15 protein-coding genes and 2 pseudogenes are annotated in these 18,703 nt (G+C 59.7%); 14 read left to right on the top strand and 3 right to left on the bottom strand.

What is annotated here, in order from left to right; all coding sequences use genetic code 11:
• Nucleotides 1-66: 66 nt before the first annotated feature.
• The 12 genes from ACOCLD_RS13025 (at nucleotide 67) to ACOCLD_RS13080 (ending at nucleotide 11,299) form a co-directional block, all read left to right on the top strand.
• Nucleotides 67-507, top strand: coding sequence for an NUDIX hydrolase (locus tag ACOCLD_RS13025; protein ID WP_257778408.1), 441 nt, complete (start codon nucleotides 67-69; stop codon nucleotides 505-507).
• A 61-nt stretch (nucleotides 508-568) separates the two neighbouring features.
• Nucleotides 569-1,687, top strand: coding sequence for a tRNA 2-thiouridine(34) synthase MnmA (mnmA, locus tag ACOCLD_RS13030; RefSeq protein WP_422909472.1), 1,119 nt, complete (start codon nucleotides 569-571; stop codon nucleotides 1,685-1,687).
• Nucleotides 1,684-2,304: a high frequency lysogenization protein HflD gene (gene hflD / locus ACOCLD_RS13035; RefSeq protein ID WP_233684932.1), complete on the top strand. Its 621-nt coding sequence runs from the start codon at nucleotides 1,684-1,686 to the stop codon at nucleotides 2,302-2,304. Before mnmA ends, hflD begins: the two co-directional genes overlap by 4 nt.
• 4 nt (nucleotides 2,305-2,308) lie before the next feature.
• On the top strand, nucleotides 2,309-3,169 hold the full coding sequence (locus ACOCLD_RS13040) for a DMT family transporter (RefSeq protein WP_422909473.1): 861 nt from the start codon (nucleotides 2,309-2,311) through the stop codon (nucleotides 3,167-3,169).
• Nucleotides 3,170-3,245: 76 nt separating this feature from the next.
• Complete coding sequence (purB, locus tag ACOCLD_RS13045; protein WP_233684934.1) at nucleotides 3,246-4,616, top strand: adenylosuccinate lyase; 1,371 nt, start codon at nucleotides 3,246-3,248, stop codon at nucleotides 4,614-4,616.
• Between the two features lie 78 nt (nucleotides 4,617-4,694).
• Nucleotides 4,695-5,861, top strand: a complete 1,167-nt coding sequence (locus ACOCLD_RS13050) for a JmjC domain-containing protein (RefSeq protein ID WP_422909474.1) — start codon at nucleotides 4,695-4,697, stop codon at nucleotides 5,859-5,861.
• Entirely contained in the window at nucleotides 5,854-6,279 is a 426-nt protein-coding gene (locus ACOCLD_RS13055; protein ID WP_090253657.1) for a GNAT family N-acetyltransferase, read from the top strand. Before ACOCLD_RS13050 ends, ACOCLD_RS13055 begins: the two co-directional genes overlap by 8 nt.
• 8 nt (nucleotides 6,280-6,287) lie before the next feature.
• The gene (locus tag ACOCLD_RS13060; protein WP_422909475.1) at nucleotides 6,288-6,929 is read left to right on the top strand and encodes a histone acetyltransferase HPA2; all 642 of its coding nucleotides are present in this window, start codon (nucleotides 6,288-6,290) and stop codon (nucleotides 6,927-6,929) included.
• Entirely contained in the window at nucleotides 6,926-7,735 is an 810-nt protein-coding gene (locus ACOCLD_RS13065; RefSeq protein ID WP_422909476.1) for a secretin N-terminal domain-containing protein, read from the top strand. The genes ACOCLD_RS13060 and ACOCLD_RS13065 overlap by 4 nt, the downstream gene beginning before the upstream one ends.
• 637 nt (nucleotides 7,736-8,372) lie before the next feature.
• Entirely contained in the window at nucleotides 8,373-9,968 is a 1,596-nt protein-coding gene (locus ACOCLD_RS13070) for an isocitrate lyase (RefSeq protein WP_233684938.1), read from the top strand.
• A gap of 145 nt (nucleotides 9,969-10,113) precedes the next feature.
• Nucleotides 10,114-10,602, top strand: coding sequence for a DUF4442 domain-containing protein (locus tag ACOCLD_RS13075; protein WP_392539876.1), 489 nt, complete (start codon nucleotides 10,114-10,116; stop codon nucleotides 10,600-10,602).
• Nucleotides 10,603-10,750: 148 nt separating this feature from the next.
• On the top strand, nucleotides 10,751-11,299 hold the full coding sequence (locus ACOCLD_RS13080; protein WP_422909477.1) for a hypothetical protein: 549 nt from the start codon (nucleotides 10,751-10,753) through the stop codon (nucleotides 11,297-11,299).
• 36 nt (nucleotides 11,300-11,335) lie between these two features.
• Here ACOCLD_RS13080 and ACOCLD_RS13085 read toward each other — a convergent pair whose 3' ends face one another.
• The 3 genes from ACOCLD_RS13085 to ACOCLD_RS13095 form a co-directional block, all read right to left on the bottom strand.
• On the bottom strand, nucleotides 11,336-12,730 hold the full coding sequence (locus tag ACOCLD_RS13085) for a pectin acetylesterase-family hydrolase (RefSeq protein WP_422909478.1): 1,395 nt from the start codon (nucleotides 12,728-12,730) through the stop codon (nucleotides 11,336-11,338).
• A 404-nt stretch (nucleotides 12,731-13,134) separates the two neighbouring features.
• Nucleotides 13,135-14,817 carry a methyl-accepting chemotaxis protein gene (locus tag ACOCLD_RS13090; protein WP_422909479.1) on the bottom strand — a complete coding sequence of 561 codons (1,683 nt, stop codon included), beginning with the start codon at nucleotides 14,815-14,817 and terminating at the stop codon, nucleotides 13,135-13,137.
• A 117-nt stretch (nucleotides 14,818-14,934) separates the two neighbouring features.
• Nucleotides 14,935-16,254 carry a Na+/H+ antiporter family protein gene (locus tag ACOCLD_RS13095; RefSeq protein WP_257778397.1) on the bottom strand — a complete coding sequence of 440 codons (1,320 nt, stop codon included), beginning with the start codon at nucleotides 16,252-16,254 and terminating at the stop codon, nucleotides 14,935-14,937.
• Between the two features lie 495 nt (nucleotides 16,255-16,749).
• Between ACOCLD_RS13095 and ACOCLD_RS13100 the strand changes: the two are divergent.
• Both ACOCLD_RS13100 and ACOCLD_RS13105 read left to right on the top strand, forming a co-directional pair.
• Nucleotides 16,750-17,817 (top strand): annotated as a pseudogene (locus tag ACOCLD_RS13100) (HAMP domain-containing protein); the annotation flags it as partial.
• 345 nt (nucleotides 17,818-18,162) lie between these two features.
• Nucleotides 18,163-18,675: pseudogene (locus ACOCLD_RS13105) on the top strand (methyl-accepting chemotaxis protein); the annotation flags it as partial.
• Nucleotides 18,676-18,703: the final 28 nt, after the last annotated feature.

Consider the following 18,703-nt stretch of genomic DNA (forward strand, 5'->3'; position numbering starts at 1 on the left):
TTGCTTCGACCATCACCATAACCGGTGACTGCGGCTATGATCACGCGCCCGCTCAAGGAGTTCCCTATGCGCTTTACTCCACACGTCACAGTCGCCACCGTAGTCGAAGATCAGGGGCGGTTTCTGCTGGTTGAGGAAATGGCCGATAACCGCGCCGTATTTAATCAGCCTGCCGGCCACTTGGAAGCCGACGAAAGTCTGATACAGGCCGCACTGCGTGAAACCCTCGAAGAAACCGGCTGGGATATCGAGCTGACGGGGGTAGTCGGTATCTACCTGTATACCGCCCCCAGCAATGGCATCACCTACCAGCGCGTGTGTTTCGCCGGTAAAGTACTGCAGCACCGCCCTGATCACCCGCTGGACGACGGCATCATCGGCCCGCGCTGGCTGACCCGCGACGAGCTGGCGGCAGAACCGGAGCGCTGGCGTAGCGAGCTGGTATTGCGCTGTATCGATGATTACCTGAGTGGTCAACACTTTGCCCTGAGCCTGATTCGCGATTAACGTCAAGGCCGCACGGCCTGATAGAATCGCTACCTTTCTTCAAGCCGTGCCCAGTATTCCCATGTCAGATTCAACTACCCAGCGCGTTATTGTCGGTATGTCCGGCGGTGTAGATTCGTCCGTTTCAGCCCTTCTGTTACTTGAGCAGGGCTATCAGGTCGAAGGCCTATTCATGAAGAACTGGGACGAAGACGACGGTACCGAATACTGCACTGCCATGGACGACCTGGCCGACGCGCAAGCCGTTTGCGACAAGATCGGCATCAAACTGCACACAGCCAATTTCGCCGCCGAATACTGGGACAACGTGTTCGAGCACTTTCTTGCCGAATACAAGGCCGGGCGCACACCGAACCCGGACATTCTGTGTAATCGCGAAATCAAGTTCAAAGCATTCCTCGACTACGCGCTGATGCTCGGTGCCGACCTGATTGCCACCGGTCACTACGTGCGCCGCCGGGATGTCGACGGGCGCACAGAACTGCTCAAGGGGCTCGATCCGAACAAGGACCAGAGCTACTTCCTGCATGCGGTGGGCGGTGAGCAGATCGCCAAGACCCTGTTCCCAGTCGGTGAGCTGGAAAAGCCGGCGGTACGCGCGATTGCCGAGAAGTACCAACTGGCCACAGCCAAGAAGAAGGACTCGACCGGCATCTGCTTTATCGGCGAACGGCGTTTCAGCGATTTTCTCAAGCAGTACCTGCCGGCCCAGCCGGGCAATATCGAAACCACCGAAGGCGAGATCATCGGCCGCCATCACGGCCTGATGTACCACACCATCGGTCAGCGTCAGGGGCTGGGCATTGGCGGTTTGAAAGATGCCAGCGACGAGCCCTGGTATGTCCTGCACAAGGACCTGAGCCGCAATGTGCTGGTGGTTGGCCAGGGCAATGAGCATCCCTGGCTGTTTAGCCGCGCCCTGCTCGCCTCGGAGATTTATTGGGTCAACCCGATTGATCTGAGCACGCCGCGCGCACTGACTGCCAAGGTGCGTTATCGCCAGACTGATCAAGCCTGCACACTGGAGAAAACCGCCAGCGGCTACCGAGCAGTTTTTGCCGAACCCCAGCGCGCCGTCACACCAGGCCAATCCGTGGTGTTCTACGACGGTGAAATCTGCCTCGGTGGAGGCGTGATTGAAACCGCCGAGCCCTGGACTGCGCGGGAGCAAACGGCGTGAATCCAATCCGCGAGCAACTGATCGCCCTCGGCGCGGTATTCGAATCAGCCGTGCTGGTCGACAAACTGGCGCGCACCGGCCAGGTCAGCGAAGCGGCCGTGGCCTGCATGATCAACAGCCTGCTGGTGCGCGATCCTAAAGATACCCTGGACGTTTACGGCGGCGATGATCTCAACCTGCGTGATGGCTATCGTGCCCTGGTGGGCGCACTGGAGCGTGACCCCGCCAGCCTGCAACGTGATCCACTGCGCTATGCCCTGGCGCTGCTGGCTCTGGAGCGCCAGCTGGACAAGCGCGGCGACATGCTGCAAGTGATGGGCAGCCGCCTTGACCAGGTGCAGCAACAGGTCGAGCACTTCGGTCCGACCCATGAGAATGTGATCGCCAATTGTGGCGGGCTGTACCAGGACACCATCAGCACCTTCCGTCAGCGCATCCAGGTGCAAGGCGATATGCGCCATCTGCAACAAACCAACAATGCCGCGAAAATCCGCGCTCTGCTACTCGCCGGCATTCGCTCGGCGCGCCTGTGGCGCCAGCTGGGCGGCCATCGCTGGCAGATGGTGTTCAGTCGCGGCAAGTTGCTCAAGGAACTCTACCCGCTGCTGCGGTCCTGAGCGCATGAGCACGCGCTCGGTCAAACCACTGCAAGGCGCAGCCCTGCTGGCATTGTCTGCCCTGCTGTTTTCCCTGATGGGTGTTGGCATCCGCGAGGTGTCGGTCAGCGTCAACAACGAATCGGTGGTGTTCTTTCGCAACCTGGTCGGTGTGCTGTTCTTTATGCCACTGGTCTTGCTCAAAGGGGTTGGCCCGCTCAAGACCACTCGCTTGAAGTCTCACCTGTGGCGCACCACCTACGGCCTGGCGGCGATGTATTGCTTCTTCTACGCCATTGCCCACCTGCCACTGGCCGACGCCATGCTGTTCACCTACTCGGCACCAGTGTTCACCCCGCTGATTGCCTGGTGGTGGCTCAAGGAGCCGCTCAGTAAGCGCATGTTGCTGACCACCGGCATCGGTCTGATTGGTGTACTGCTGGTGGCCAAACCCTCAGCTGCACTGCTCGACAGTCAGGCCCTGATTGGCCTCGCCGCCAGTGTACTGGCGGCGTTCGCCTTTGTCTCGATCCGCGAAATGAGCGACACCGAGCCGGCTTTTCGCATCGTCTTCTACTTTTCCCTGTTCAGCGCCTTGATCTCGGCCATCCCGCTGACCTGGGCCTGGCAGCCGATGACCCAACACGAGCTGGGCTTGCTGCTGGTGATCGGCCTGCTGGCCACCGCCAGCCAGATCATCATGTCCAAGGCTTACGGCCTGGCGCCGCCCGGACTGATCGGCCCCTTCGCCTACCTGGCGATTGTGTTCGCTGGACTGATTGCCTGGTTGCGCTGGGGTGAAACGCCCGATCTGACCTCGTTCCTGGGCGCCGCACTGATTTTCAGTGCCAGCCTGCTGTCGATCAGTCGTCGCAAAGGCAGCTGAAGCAATCGCGGCCGGGCGTCGATTTCATGTATGATACGCGCCCTTTTCAATGCCCGATTGTCCGAGAACGCCTCCCATGCAGCTTTCTTCGCTCACCGCGGTTTCCCCCGTTGATGGCCGCTACGCCGGCAAAACCAGCGCTCTGCGCCCCATTTTCAGCGAATACGGCCTGATCCGTTTCCGCGTTCTGGTTGAAGTACGCTGGCTGCAGCGCCTGGCCGCCCATGAAGGCGTATCCGAAGTAGCGCCCTTCTCCGCCGAAGCCAACGCCGTGCTCAATGAGCTGGCTGACAACTTCGCCGTCGAGCACGCCGAGCGCGTCAAAGAAATCGAGCGCACCACCAACCACGACGTCAAAGCCGTGGAATACCTGCTAAAGGAACAAGCGGCCAAGCTGCCTGAACTGGACAAGGTCAGCGAGTTCATTCACTTCGCCTGCACCAGCGAGGACATCAACAACCTGTCCCACGCCCTGATGCTGCGCGCCGGCCGTGACGACGTGCTGCTGCCACTGATGCGTCAGACCGCCGAAGCCATCCGCGAGCTGGCGATCAAGTTCGCCGACGTGCCGATGCTTTCGCGCACCCACGGTCAGCCGGCATCGCCAACTACCCTCGGCAAGGAACTGGCCAACGTCGTCTACCGCCTGGAGCGCCAGATCGCTCAGGTAGCCGCCGTGCCGCTGTTGGGCAAGATCAACGGTGCCGTGGGCAACTACAACGCCCACCTGTCCGCCTACCCGCAGATCGACTGGGAAGCCAACGCCAAGCAATTTATCGAAGGTGACCTGGGCCTGCAGTTCAACCCCTACACCACGCAGATCGAGCCGCACGACTACATCGCCGAGCTGTTCGACGCCATTGCGCGCTTCAACACCATCCTGATCGACTTTGATCGCGATATCTGGGGCTACATCTCCCTAGGCTATTTCAAACAGCGCACCATCGCCGGCGAAATCGGCTCCTCGACCATGCCGCACAAGGTCAACCCGATCGACTTCGAAAACTCCGAAGGCAACCTGGGTATCGCCAACGCATTGTTCCAGCACCTGGCCAGCAAGCTGCCGATCTCGCGCTGGCAGCGTGACCTGACCGACTCCACCGTGCTGCGCAATCTCGGTGTCGGTTTCGCCCATAGCGTCATCGCCTACGAAGCCAGCCTCAAGGGCATCGGCAAGCTGGAGCTGAACGAAGTCCGCATCGCCGCCGACCTCGATGCCTGTTGGGAAGTGCTCGCCGAGCCGATCCAGACCGTGATGCGTCGTTACGCCATCGAAAACCCGTACGAGAAGCTCAAGGAACTGACTCGCGGCAAGGGCATCAGCCCCGAAGCGCTACTGAGCTTTATCGATGGCCTGGACATGCCAGCCGCCGCCAAGGCCGAGCTCAAGCTCCTGACCCCGGCCAGCTACATCGGCAACGCGGTCGCCCAGGCCAAGCGCATCTAGCCGGCAACAGCCTCCCAGACGCCCGGCTGCGCCGGGCGTTTTTATTTATGGGTATTTACTGACTTCAAGGGCTTAGCGATGAATCCTGATACTCCGCTGCAACTGTTGGGTGGCCTGACAGCCCGTGAGTTCATGCGTGACTACTGGCAGAAGAAACCGCTGCTGGTACGCCAGGCCATTCCTGGTTTCGAAAGCCCGATTTCTCCTGATGAACTGGCCGGCCTGGCACTTGAGGAAGAAGTCGAGTCGCGCCTGGTTCTCGAACATGGCGCACACCCTTGGGAGCTGCGCCGCGGCCCGTTCGCCGAAGACGCGTTCGCTGAGCTGCCAGAGCGCGATTGGACCCTGCTGGTGCAGGCGGTCGACCAGTTCGTCCCTGAAGTCGCCGAACTGCTGGAAGAGTTCAAGTTCCTGCCCAAGTGGCGCATTGATGACGTAATGATCAGCTTCGCCGTGCCAGGTGGTGGCGTGGGTCCGCATTACGACAACTACGACGTTTTTCTCCTGCAGGGTTACGGCAAACGCCGCTGGCAAATCGGCCAGCAGTGCACTACCGATAGCCCGATGCTGCAACACGCGGATCTGAAGATCCTCGCCGAATTCGTTAAAACTGAAGAATGGGTTCTGGAACCCGGCGACATGCTCTATCTGCCGCCGCTCCTGGCCCACTGTGGTACCGCTGAGGATGACTGTATGACGTATTCCGTAGGCTTCCGTGCGCCAAGCGCTGCTGAAGTCCTGACCCATTTCACCGACTTTCTCGGCCAGTTCCTGCCTGACGAAGAGCGCTACAGCGACGCTGACGCGCAACCGACCAACGACCCGACGCAGATCCAGCGCGACGCCCTGGATCGCCTCAAGGCGCTGCTCAACGAGCACATGAGCGATGAACGCCTGCTGATGACCTGGTTCGGTCAGTTCATGACCGAACCGAAATACCCGGAGCTGATTGCCGGCATCGAGATCGACGAAGAAACCTTCCTCGCCGGCCTTGAAGATGGCGCCATCCTGATCCGCAACCCCAGCGCGCGCATGGCCTGGTCGGAAGTCGGTGAAGACCTGGTGCTGTTCGCCAGCGGCCAGAGCCGCCTGCTTTCGGCCAGCCTGCGTGAGCTGCTGAAACTGGTCTGTTCCGCCGATGCCCTGCACATCGAAAACCTCGGCGCATGGCTTGCCGATGACGAAGGGCGTAACCTGCTGGTTGAACTGGTCAAACAAGGCAGCCTGGAGTTTGCTGATGAGTGAGATACAGGTTCGCCTGGCCGACTGGCAGAAGGACAATGCTGACCTGCGGCGTATTCGCGAAACCGTGTTTATCGCTGAACAGGCCGTACCGCCGGAACTGGAGTGGGATGCCGAAGATGCCGATGCTGTGCATTTTCTCGCCCTGGAAGGTGATTACCCGATTGGTACGGCTCGCCTACTGCCGGATGGGCATATTGGCCGGGTTTCCGTGCTCAAGGACTGGCGTGGCCTGAACGTGGGCGTTGCGTTGATCCAGGCGGTTATCGCGGAAGCGGAAAAACGCGGCCTGACGCAACAAATGCTCAGCGCCCAGGTGCACGCCACTGCCTTCTATGAAAAGCTCGGGTTTGCCATCGTCAGCGGTGAATACCTCGACGCCGGCATCCCTCACGTAGACATGGTGCGACATAGCGCCTAGAGGCCAGGATGAACGACGAAAACGCCCCGAATGACCCGTCCGAGCAACTGGAGCCCATTGAGCTTCCCGCCATCGAGTTCGAGTCACCGGGGCGTTTTGCTGTGCACAACCCGCAAAGCCTGATACCGGACAGTCCGCAGGCAGAACCAGCGCCGTTTGTTCTGGGCGCCCATGCCGCACTGGAGCGCTTCAGCCAACCGGAACAGGCCCGCGCCCATGCCCTGGCGCTGCTGCAACAGGCCCAGCGCAGCCTGTGCTTCTACAGCCATGACCTGGAGCCTTGGCTCTATCACCACAGCAGCGTGCAAGACGCCTGCACCCGTTTTCTGCTGGCCAATCCTCGTAACCAACTGCGTATCCTGCTGCGTGACCCCGGCCGTGCCGTCAAGGAAGGTCACCGCCTGCTCGGCCTGTCGCGCCGCCTGTCGAGCAATATGCAGATTCGCAAGCTGCACCCGGACTACCCTAATGAAGAGCTGGCGTTTCTGCTGGCCGATGACCGTGGTTTGCTGCTGTTGCCCGAACTTGGCCAGGCCAGTGGTTATGCGCTGTACCAGGACCCCGGTCGCAACCGTCAGCGCCGCGCACAGTTTGACCAGGCCTGGGATACCAGCATCACTGACGCTGACTTACGGAGTTTTCTGCTATGAAGGTTCGCGCCCTGCTCGCCGCCGCCCTGCTCAGTTTCAGCCTGTCAGCTAGCGCGGCCACCGAGGTGATTCCCCTCAATTACCGTACTGCGGATGAGGTGTTGTCGGTGGTGCAATCGGTACTGGGCCACGAAGGCCGCGTAAATGCCTACGGCAATCAGCTGATCGTCAATGCCGATCCGGCCAAAATCCAGGAGGTACGCATCCTGCTGCAACAACTGGACACCGTGCCGCGTCGCCTGCTGATCAGCGTCGACACCAACGAGTCGGGCTATCAGACCGACCGGGGCTATCGCGCCGATGGCAGCATCAGCGCCGGCAATGGCGAAATCCAGATCGGCCAGGGCGAAATCAATGGGCGTGACCAGGTGCGTATCATCCGTCGCAGCACCGATAGCCGCAGCGGCGGCACCCAACAGGTGCAGGCTACCGAAGGCTATCCAGCACTGATTCAAGTGGGCCAGAGTGTACCGCTGACGACACGTGGCCGTGATGTCTACGGCCAACCCTACAGCAACACCCAATACCGCAACGTCACGCGTGGGTTCTATGTCACCGCCAGCCTCAGCGGGGAGATGGTGCATATCAACATCAGCAGCAACCGTGACCGCCTCAGCCAGACCCAGCCTGGCGCCATTGACGTGCAAAGTACCGACACCCGCGTCAGCGGCCGGGTCGGTGAATGGATCAGCATCGGCGGTGTCAGCGAGCAGAGCCAGGGCGAACACGGTGACTTCCTCCAACACCGCTCGACCCAGGGCCGTGAAGACATGAGCATGCGGGTCAAAGTTGACGTGGTTCAGTAGGCCACTTTCAGCCTACCTGGCGCTACCGTAGGCATCTTGCAGACAGCGCCCGGTAACCGCTCATCGCCTTGTGTTTGTCAGGTAGTGCCTAAACCGCAGCAGAGAAACCGCCAACGCCGCCGCAATCCGCCGGATAGAGCCACGCGGCCTGACTCGTCGGTCGCTTTACAACTTATGTAGTAGTCATTCAAAAAGCACTACAAAATAATTGACGAACACTTTTGGCAAAGGCATCATGGCCCCGCTCCCGCTAATCAGAGGTCTGAAAAGCCCTCCGAATCGCGCTCCAACTTACCGTCAGAGCCGATTTGCGTTGTAAAGCCCACAAGGCCGTTCGATGAGATTGCGACTGGAACGAAGTTGTCCTGAGGGACGGGGAAGCGTTTAGCAACAGTGCGCATCACGCCACAGCAGGTTGAGTCGTCCAACGGCACTTTGAGCCGGTAAACGCCAAATGGCCCGATCATTTGCAACCCCTGCAGCCGCGACCTGTTGAGCTCGTCACCCTCCTCCCGGATCAATTCCGTCTCAAGTCGACTTCTCGGCGTTCTGCAGTGAGCTACAACAACCTCCGGCAACACAGGTGTTCAGTGGGGAAGCCGGTGCTCAACCAAACACATACTTTGAAGGATTGACCATGTCAGCTTATCAAAACGACATCAAGGCAGTCGCCGCTCTGAAAGAGACTTACGGCAGCAGCTGGAGCGCTATCAACCCGGAATCCGTGGCTCGTATGCGCGCTCAGAACCGCTTCAAAACCGGTCTGGAAATCGCTCAGTACACCGCCGATATCATGCGTAAAGACATGGCCGAGTACGATGCTGACTCCTCCGTCTACACCCAGTCCCTGGGCTGCTGGCATGGCTTCATCGGGCAGCAGAAGCTGATCTCGATCAAGAAGCACCTGAAAACCACCAACAAGCGTTACCTCTACCTGTCCGGCTGGATGGTTGCTGCTCTGCGTTCCGACTTCGGCCCACTGCCGGACCAGTCGATGCACGAGAAAACCGCCGTTTCCGGCCTGATCGAAGAGCTGTACACCTTCCTGCGCCAGGCCGACAGCCGCGAGCTGGATCTGCTGTTCACCGGCATTGACGCTGCTCGCGCCGCTGGCGACAAGGCCAAAGAAGCCGAGCTGCAAGCTCAGGTCGACAACTACGAAACTCACATCGTACCGATCATCGCCGACATCGACGCTGGCTTCGGTAACCCGGAAGCCACCTACCTGCTGGCCAAGCGCATGATCGAAGCAGGCGCTTGCTGCATCCAGATCGAAAACCAGGTTTCCGACGAGAAGCAGTGCGGCCACCAGGACGGTAAAGTGACCGTTCCTCACGCCGACTTCCTGGCCAAGATCAACGCTGTGCGTTACGCCTTCCTGGAACTGGGCATCGACAACGGCGTGATCGTTGCGCGTACCGACTCCCTGGGTGCCGGCCTGACCAAGCAAATCGCCGTTACCGCCAAAGAAGGCGATCTGGGCGACCTGTACAACTCCTTCCTGGATTGCGAAGAAGTTGCCGCCTCCGACCTGGGCAACGGCGACGTCGTGATCAACCGCGGCGGCAAACTGCTGCGTCCGAAGCGCCTGCCGTCCAACCTGTTCCAGTTCCGCGCTGGCACCGGCGAAGACCGCTGCGTACTGGACTGCATCACCAGCCTGCAGAATGGCGCTGACATGCTGTGGATCGAAACCGAGAAGCCGCACGTTGGCCAGATCAAAGGCATGGTTGACCGCATCCGCGAAGTCATCCCGAACGCCAAGCTGGTTTACAACAACAGCCCATCGTTCAACTGGACCCTGAACTTCCGTCAGCAAGTGTTCGACGCGTTCGTTGCCGAAGGCAAAGACGTTTCCGCCTACGACCGCGCCAAACTGATGAGCGTCGAGTACGACGAAACCGAACTGGCTCAGGTTGCCGACGAGAAGATCCGCACCTTCCAGCGCGACGGTTCTGCTCAGGCTGGTATCTTCCACCACCTGATCACCCTGCCGACCTACCACACCGCTGCTCTGTCGACCGACAACCTGGCCAAAGGTTACTTCGCAGACCAAGGCATGCTGGCTTACGTGAAAGGCGTTCAGCGCCAGGAACTGCGTCAGGGCATCGCCTGCGTCAAGCACCAGAACATGGCTGGCTCCGACATCGGTGACAACCATAAAGAGTACTTCGCTGGCGAAGCCGCTCTGAAAGCAAGCGGTAAAGACAACACCATGAACCAGTTCCACTAAGAACCGGCTCACTCGACCGAGGCCACGATCAAGGTCGAGGGTGTTGAGAAAACCCCAGCAGAAATGCTGGGGTTTTTTTATGCCTCCTCTTTATAACGGTCTTAGTCTCTAATCCACCGCCCTGCTCTGCCCACCGGAGATCGCCATGCCCAGTAACCGCTTAAGCCGCATCGTCGGCAAGATCCACGCGTTGCCCAACGCCTTACAAAGCCCAGCCCTGTCACTGCTATTCGGCTCCCAGGTGAAATTTGCCGGCACCGCAAAAGTGCGCGTGCATACGCTGACCGAACAACAGGCGGTGATGAGCATCGCCAACAAGCGCAAGGTGCAGAACCACATCAAAGGCGTGCATGCCGCCGCCATGGCATTGCTGGCCGAGTCTGCTACGGGCTTTCTGGTCGGAATGAACGTGCCGGACGACAAACTGCCGCTGATCAAAAGCCTCAAGGTCGACTACTTGAAGCGCGCCACCGGCAGCCTGCGTGCCGAAGCCAGCCTGACGCCCGAGCAGATCAACGCGATTCATACCCAGGACAAAGGCGAAGTGCTGGTTGCCGTCACCGTGACTGACGAAGCCGGCATTCAGCCGATCCAGTGCGAAATGCTCTGGGCCTGGGTCAGCAAAAAGCGCTGAGTGCAGACTGGGCTAAGCTGAAAACGCCGCATATAGCGGCGTCATTCAGGAGAAGCCGGTGCAGGGAAAACCTCTTTTAATTGGCGGCGGGCTCGTGCTGATTGCAGTGTTTGGCACGCTCTACTGGCGTCTACAGATCGAGCCGCAAATGATTGCGCCAACGAGTCAGGCCGATAGCCCAGCAGGCGTGGTTGCGGGTGATAGCCCCGTCACGTCGATACCCACTGAGGCGCAGTTGCAAGCGCTGTTGCAAAACCCTGCGGTAAAAAATCAGGAGCAACGCCTGGCATTTCATCAGGCCTACCGCAGCTTTGTCAGCGGCGCTGCCGAGTTATCGCCCGCACAGCGTGAAAGCCAGGCGCAGGCCTTGCGTGAGCAGATCGAGACTTACGAACAACGCAGTGAACTGGCCATGAGCGAATCGCTGTTGCTACAGCTGGGGCTGATTCAGCTGACCACCGACGATGAACAGGCGCAGAAAGATCAGGCCACGGCCCTGGTCGCCCGCTACAAGGCGATAAGCGCCGAGCGCGAAGCCAAGTCCGCGACACCCAGCGCCGAATTTCAGCGTTATAAAGTCGATGAAAAACGCATCGTCGAGGAGGTCCTGAGCATGGACAGCATCCCCGATGGCCTGAGCCGTGACGAATACCTGCGCCAACGCCTGCAACAGGCACGTGAGCAGCACTATCAATAGCCCGACCTGAGCTAGCCGCTCAGGTCGGGCTCGGCATTACAGCAGTTGGTCGAGCGCGTAGTACAGCAGGTTGAAGGGTTTGTTGCGGTCGGCGGTGTCGCTCAGCTCGGACGCATCAAGCACCGGGCCACTGCCATTCATCACGTTGTTAACGAAGTCATCCAGCTGCAGGTTCTGCTCCTGAATATCCGCGTTGGCAAACTCGATAATGCTGGTGCAGTGGCTTTCATTGACCGCACGGTACTGCGGAAAGTAGCCGCCCACATTTGGCAGATTGGCCAACTCATTGCGCAGCCGCCCAGTATCCACCGCCCACTTGGCCTGAATCAGCGCCTCCTTGGCGGCCTGGCTCGGTGCGTTGATGATCTCCGGATAGAAGCGCTCGTAGGAATAGGACGAATAGTTGAGGTCCCTCCAGAAGTGCGTATGTCCCATGCGGTCGCCCACCAGGTTGCTCGACAGCGCCGGGTAGAGAGTCCCGAGGTTGTTAAGATTGAGCCCCGGCAGCCGCGCTTGCAGGTACGGCAATGGCCCGGCATCCAGGCCCCAGGCATTGCGGATAAAGCTCTGCAATGGCAAAGACGGATAGACCTCATTGCCCGCACCACTGATGGCCGAGAAGACCGGGCCCGAGTCATTGATCAGGAAGCTGCGCGTCGGCGCGATGTCCTGACGCGTCGGGGCATAGTTGGTCAGGCTGCCGGCACCGCCAGCGCTGCAGCCGGTGGTCAGCATCTGCGTAGGCCGCGGCAGGTTGTCTTTCAGCCAGCCAACCACTGCGCGCATGTTGCGCAAGCCATTGTGGTGCCAGATCAGCGGCGGTTGCTGGTTCTGCGGATCCTGATAGACCGCCACCTTGTCGCCGGAATAGATATCACCCGTGCAGTACGGCACATAGACCATGTTCCAGTTCTGGGTTTTCACCCGCGTCCAGGGATGCAGTCGCACCACAAACGGGCTGACCAGGCTGGCACCAGGGTTGAGCAGGCTCATGTAATCGTTGGGAATCCCGCCCGGGTTACGTGCGCCACGGATACCACTCTGCCCGGTGCAACTGGCGTAATCCCAGCAGGCGCCGCCGCCCTCCAGGTAGATGATGGTGTTGCGGGTGTTGGGCACCCGGTTGACGAAAAACTTGTACGGCGAGCCGTTGCCACATACCGCCCCGGTCTGCGGAGCCATCTGCACCGTTTGCCAGGCATAGTAATTGGCCGGTTTGAAGCCGCTGTTGAATCCAGACGGGTTGGCCAACAGTGGGTACGGGCCAACCCGCTGTGCTGGCGTCACCTTGTTGTCGGCCGCAGGTGCCGAGACCAGATTGCTCAGGGTTTGCCAGAAGTTGTAATCACCCTCCTCGGCCTGCACTGGCATGGCCAGGGCCGAAACTATCAGCGGCGCGGCACAGCGCCGAAGTGTTATCGCTACAGACATGTTGAATCCCTCATCTTGTTGTTATCGATGGGGCCGCATACCCGAGCCGCTGTACGAATTACCTCCAGTTGTACCCTGAAACCTTCCACCACCCACTGGAGACTGCTCATACACACCGCCGTAGCAGCAGTAACTGCGCGTACCCAAAGCTGTCGCCCTGGCAGCAGCAACAGGCTGGCCTGGCGATTCATGCACGCTAGTACAAGAAACTCCCAGCAACCACAGCACTAAATACTTATTGGATATAGCGCAGTAGGTTTTAAGTTGTTGTCGTTATCTGCAGCACAGCGTTAACCCACAGGTGCGGGCATACCTGCGCAACGCTTGTCATGCGCTGCACGAACAATGTTTGGGCAATAAAAAAGGGAAGCCAGACTTCCCTTTCGATGTTGCAGCGGCAAGTGTTAGATGCGGAACTGACGCACCAGAGCGCCCAGGCGTTCGCCAAGCCCCGCCAGGTTGCGCGCGGTCTGCGCCCCTTGTTGGGTTTCATCGGCCACGCTGTCCACCGCCGCAGCAATCTTGTGCACGCTGCGGTTGATCTCTTCGGCTACTGCGGTCTGCTCTTCGGCCGCGCTGGCGATCTGCGCGTTCATCGCGTTGATGGTGCCGATAAGCTGGGCAATCGCATCCAGCGACGTACCTGCGCGGTTGGCCTGCTCACTGGTGACATCGCCGGCATCGCTGGAGCGGCGCATCGAGGTCACGGCATCCTGAGTGCCCTTCTGCAGACGGTCGATCATGCCTTGGATTTCCTGGGTACTCTGCTGCGTACGGCTGGCCAGGGCACGAACCTCATCAGCGACCACGGCAAAGCCGCGCCCTGCTTCACCGGCCCGCGCTGCCTCGATGGCCGCGTTGAGGGCTAGCAGGTTGGTCTGTTCGGCGATGGAGCGAATCACGTCGAGCACGCTGACAATCGACGACACGTCCTTTTGCAGGGTGTCGAGGGACAGGCCGCTGTCGCGGATGTCCTGTACCAGGGTGTGAATGCGCTCGATGCTGCCATCGACCACCTGCTTCGCGGCCTGGCCTTCAGTGTCGGTCTTCTGCGCGGCCTCTGCTGCGCCCTGGGCACTTTGCGCAACTTCATGGGCAGCGGCGGACATTTCGTTGATCGCGGTCGCCACCTGATCGGTCTCATGACGCTGACGCTCCATGGCCTGTTCCGAACGCTGCGCCTGCGCCGATACCTGATTGACCAGTTCGGTCAGCTGGCCGGTCATGTCGGCGATCTGCCGTACCAGGCTGTGGATCTTCTCGACAAAGCGGTTGAACGAGCCGGCCAGCTGGACCAGTTCATCATCGCCATTGATTGGCAGGCGACGAGTCAGGTCACCTTCACCCGCGGCGATGTCATCGAGGTTGTCCTTGATCTGCTGCAATGGGCGCAGGAAAGTATTGCTCAACACCACGCCAACAATACCAAACGCCACCAGCAGCACGGCGGCGATCACCATGATGCTGGTGATGATGGTGCTGATGCGCTCATCGATTCCACTCTGCACCTGGGCGATCTGCGCTTCAACACCATCCAGGTTGATCGCTGTGCCCAGGGCCATGTCCCATTTCGGCAGGTAATAGCTGTAGGCCATTTTCGGCACCAGTACCGAATCATCGGTCGGTAGCGGCGAGCTGTAGTTCACGTAGTAGCTGTTGTTCTTGGCGACATTCACCAGTTCACGGTTGATGTACACACCGTTCGGGTCGCGTCGGTCAGCCAGGCTCTTGCCGACATCCACCGGGCTGTCACCGCGGAACAGGCGCACCACGTTGGAGTCGTGCGCAAAAAAGTAACCGTCCTTGCCGAATTTGATCTTCGACAGAATGGCAATGGCCTGCTCACGGCTGGCCATATCGCCTTGGCCGGCAGCGTCATACAAGGTCTGCACCGAACCCAGAGCGATCTGTACGTAATGCTGCAGCTCGTTACGGCTTTCCTGCAGCAGCCGCGCGCGGGTTTCCTCAACCTCCTGGGCCGCCAGGTTTTGTAACACCTTCGCGGCGGCACCACTGAGCACCAGGGCAAACAGCACCACCGGTATCAGTGCCAACAGCACTACTTTTGATTTCAAGGTAAGGCGCATTGGGCAGATCCTTGCTTGGCAGTAAAGCGAAATGAAAACGGGGCTACCGATTGATCGGTAGCCCCGCTTAAAAGTTGAGCGCCTGAGTGAACTCAGTCGTCAGGCTCTCTGATCCGGTCAAATCACCATAGCTGCTGCCCAGCCGAATACCAGCAACGGCAGGTTGTAGTGCAGAAAGGTCGGTACCACGCTGTCCCAGATGTGGTTGTGCTGGCCGTCGACGTTCAGCCCGGCGGTTGGGCCGAGGGTCGAGTCGGAGGCTGGCGAGCCGGCATCACCCAGCGCACCGGCAGTGCCGACGATGCACAGGATGGCCAGCGGGCTGAAGCCCAGTTGCAGGCCCAACGGCACGAAGATCGCCGCAATGATTGGCACCGTGGAGAACGACGAGCCAATGCCCATGGTCACCAGCAAGCCGACCAGCAGCATCAGCAGCGCACCCAGCGCCTTGTCGTGGCCAATCAGTTCAGCAGAGCTGTCGACCAGGCTTTTCACCTCGCCAGTGGCCTTCATCACTTCGGCAAAACCGGCGGCGGCGATCATGATAAAGCCGATCATCGCCATCATTTTCATGCCCTCGGTGAACAGGCCGTCTGCCTCTTTCCAGCGCACCACGCCAGACACCGAGAAGATGATAAAGCCGACCAAGGCGCCGATGATCATCGAGTCCAGCCACAGCTGCACGACAAATGCCGCGACAATCGCCACGCCCGCCACCAGCAGACTCAACGGGTTGTAGGCAACATCCACGCGCTCGGCCTGCTCGATCTTGCTCAGGTCATACACGCGTTTTTTGCGGTAGCTGAACAGCACCGCCACCAGCAGGCCGAACAGCATGCCCAGCGCCGGAATCGCCATGGCCTTGGTCACGTCCAAGTTGCTGGTATCGACGCCGCCGCTGGCCACATTGGCCAGCAGAATGTCATTGAGGAAGATCCCGCCAAAGCCCACCGGCAGAAACATATAAGGAGTAATCAGGCCGAAAGTCAGCACGCAGGCGATCAAACGGCGGTCCAGTTGCAGCTTGCTCAGTACATACAGCAGCGGCGGCACCAGCAGCGGGATAAAGGCAATGTGGATCGGCAGGATGTTCTGCGAAGAAATCGCCACCACCAGCAGCAGCGCAATCAGCAGCCACTTGAGTAGACCGGCGCCTTTGGCATCCTGTTTGCCCACCATGGCCAAGGCTTTGTCAGCCAAGGCATGGGCCAGACCGGATTTGGCAATCGCCACGGCAAAAGCACCCAGCAAGGCATAGGACAACGCCACTGTCGCGCCGCCGCCCAGGCCTTTATTGAAGGCCGCCAGCGAACCCTCAACACCCAGGCCGCCCAGCAGGCCACCGGCCAGTGCGCCAACAATCAGGGCCACCACCACATGTACACGGCACAAGCTGAGGATCAACATGATCCCCACTGCCGCAACGACTGCGTTCATCGATTTACTCCCGCTATTAAAAGAGGTCCGCGAAGGTTTTGACCTTCTCTGGAGACTGCGCCGGCTCGGCGAAGGGCGCGTACTCTGCACAATGCTGACTGACCTGTCAAAACACCGTAAATTATTTTGTACAAAGCGTTAATAATTTCGTATAGGCTGCGAAATATCGGGGCGTAATGGCCTGCAATTTGCTGCTATCACTGTACGTAATGCTTCAAGTAATACGCATAACCGCCGATAGGCGCTCTAAGCCTCTGCAATTAAGAAGGTCCTGAAATGCTGTTCAGCCGACTGTCCATCCAACTGAAAATCACCCTGTTGGCCGGTTTGTGCCTGCTGGCCATTGTCGCGGTGCTGGTATCGGCCTCGATGATCCAGGCCTCGCGCAGTGCCAGCCTGGTCAAACAGGCCAGTTCGAAAATGCTGGAGGAATCAGCACAACTGCGCATGGAGGCGCGTGGCGAAGCCCAGGCGCTGCAGATGCAGCGCTACTTTATGGACGCCTATCAATACGGACGCGGCGCCGCTACCCAGGTTCTGTTTATTCGCGAACAGGCGGAGAAACGTTTTCTTGACGCCTTCGACCTGCGCGAAGACCTGACCCGTCAAATACGCAGCGCACTCGAAGCCAACCGCAGTCTGTTGGGCATTTACGCGGTGTTCGAGCCTAACGCCCTGGATGGCAAGGATGAACTCTTCGTTGACCAGGACAACCTCGGCAGCAACGACAAGGGTCGCTTCTCGATCTACTGGTCCCAGGATGACAACGGTGAGCTGAGCGCCGAGGCGATGAAGGAAGAAAGCCTCAACGACTCCACCCCAGGTATCAGCGGGGCACCTTATAACGCCTGGTACACCTGTCCTCGCGACAGCAAGCGGGTGTGCCTGCTTGATCCCTATATCGATGATACCGATGGCGTGAAGACCCTGATGACCAGCATCGCCTTCCCGCTGGTTCAAGGCGACAAGGTGATTGGCGTGCTGGGTGTAGACATCAGCCTGGCCAGCCTGCAGGAGCTCAGTACCAGCGCGCACAAGGGCCTGTTTGACGGTGCCGGGCATGTCAGCATTATCAGCCCTGCGGGCCTGCTTGCCGGACACAGCCGTGATAGCAGCCTGCTGGGTGGCAAACTGGCCGCCGCCTTCAGTGAACAGCACAGCGAGATGATCAGCCTGCTGGCCGGCAACCGCCCCGAAGTCATGCACCACAATAGCGCACTGCAAGTGCTGCAACCGCTGTTACCGATCCCGGATGCCAAGCCTTGGGGCGTTTTGCTGGAAGTCCCGGAGAAAGTGCTGCTCGAGCCGGCCACCCGTCTGGAAGCTCAGATGGATGAAGTGGGTACGCGCAATACCGCCATCTCACTCGGCCTGGGGCTGGCTGCCGGCGTTGTGGGCATCCTGCTGATCTGGCTGACCGCCCTGGGCGTGACCCGGCCAATTCTGGGCGTCGCGGCGATGCTGAAGAATATCGCCAGCGGCGAAGGCGACCTGACCCGTCGCCTGGAATATGCCAAGCAGGATGAGCTGGGCGAACTGGCCAGCTGGTTCAACCGCTTCCTCGACAAGCTGCAACCGATCATCGCTGACGTCAAACGCAGCGTACAGGACGCGCGCAGCACCGCTGATCAATCGGCACTGATCGCCAGCCAGACCAGCGACGGCATGCAGCAGCAATACCGTGAAGTCGATCAGGTGGCCACCGCCTTCCAGGAAATGAGCGCTACAGCGCAGGATGTTGCGCATAACGCCGCACAAGCCGCCGAAGCCGCACGTACGGCCGATCAGGCCAGCCGTGAAGGCATGAGCGTAATCGGCAAAACCACTTCTACCATCGAACTGCTGGCCAATGAAATGAATGTGGCTATGCAGGAAGTCGAAGGTCTGGCCAATAGCAGCGAGAAGATCGGCTCGGTACTCGAAGTAATCCGCTCAATTGCCGAACAGACCAACCTGCTGGCGCTTAACGCCGCCATTGAAGCCGCGCGTGCCGGGGAAGCCGGCCGCGGCTTTGCCGTAGTAGCCGATGAAGTGCGCAACCTGGCCAAACGCACTCAGGACTCGGTGGAAGAAATCCGCCAGGTGATCGAAGGCCTGCAAAGCGGCACCAAGGAAGTGGTCAGTACCATGCACAGCAGCCATCGCCAGGCGCAGGGTAGTGTTGAGCAGGTGGAACAGGCGGTGGCCGTGCTGCAACGCATCAGCCAGGCCGTCAGCGTGATTACCGATATGAACCTGCAGATCGCCAGCGCCGCCGAAGAGCAAAGCTCGGTAGCCGAGGAGATCAACCGCAATGTGGCCTCGATCCGTGATGTCACCGAGTCGATTTCCGCCCAGGCCGACGAGTCGGCGAAGATCAGCCAGGGACTGAACAAGCTAGCCAATCACCAGCAAGGGCTGATGGACCAGTTCCGCGCCTGAATTGCCGCTTGGCACCATTTGCCTGCCA

Origin of the sequence: Pseudomonas cimarronensis, from assembly GCF_049331905.1 — a bacterium.
Classification (GTDB): Bacteria; Pseudomonadota; Gammaproteobacteria; order Pseudomonadales; family Pseudomonadaceae; genus Aquipseudomonas.